At 45.1% G+C, this 337-nt stretch carries 1 protein-coding gene; it reads left to right on the top strand.

The window, feature by feature from the left end; all coding sequences use genetic code 11:
* On the top strand, positions 1-337 hold a 337-nt coding region (locus tag FTW16_RS01420), incomplete at both ends, for a GDP-mannose 4,6-dehydratase (RefSeq protein ID WP_146489803.1).

Below are 337 nucleotides of genomic sequence, written 5' to 3'. Positions count from 1 at the left end.
CGGTGTTACAGGGCAAGATGGCTCATATTTAGCAGAGTTATTGCTGAAGAAAGGTTACGAAGTGCACGGTATTAAACGCCGAGCATCATCCTTCAATACAGAAAGAATCGACCACATTTTCCAAGATGTACACGAAAAAAATGCCCGTTTCTTTCTGCACTATGGTGACCTAACAGACTCATCTAACCTCACTCGTATCCTAAAAGAAGTACAGCCAGACGAGGTGTACAACCTTGGTGCGCAGTCACATGTTGCCGTTTCATTCGAATGCCCTGAGTATACGGCCGATGTAGATGCTATCGGAACTTTACGCCTACTAGAGGCCATCCGCTTTTTA

It is taken from the genome of Vibrio sp. T20 (assembly GCF_007858795.1).
GTDB lineage: Bacteria > Pseudomonadota > Gammaproteobacteria > Enterobacterales > Vibrionaceae > Vibrio > Vibrio satsumensis.
Note: the sequence above shows the minus strand (reverse complement) of the source record. Positions and strands in the feature narration are given on the sequence as shown.